1 rRNA gene is annotated in these 237 nt (G+C 38.8%); it reads right to left on the bottom strand.

Annotated features, from left to right (window positions below):
• Positions 1-73, bottom strand: a 23S ribosomal RNA gene (locus tag ACJDTP_RS28045); the annotation flags it as partial.
• Positions 74-237: the final 164 nt, after the last annotated feature.

Raw genomic sequence — 237 nt, 5'->3', positions numbered from 1 at the left:
TATCGCAGCTTATCGCGTCCTTCATCGGCTCCTGATGCCAAGGCATTCACCATGCGCCCTTTGTAGCTTGACCTTTTAAGTTTTGTTAGTACAAAACTGGTTATATTAATCATTCACAAAGAATATATTTCTTGGCTTTGTTGTATTTTATATACATTAAATTATATGCAATTTTCAAAGAACATTGGTGGGCTTAAATGGACTCGAACCATCGACCTCACGCTTATCAGGCGTGCG

Source organism: Candidatus Clostridium helianthi (assembly GCF_045310795.1).
Taxonomy (GTDB): Bacteria; Bacillota; Clostridia; order Clostridiales; family Clostridiaceae; genus Clostridium; species Clostridium helianthi.
Note: the sequence above shows the minus strand (reverse complement) of the source record. Positions and strands in the feature narration are given on the sequence as shown.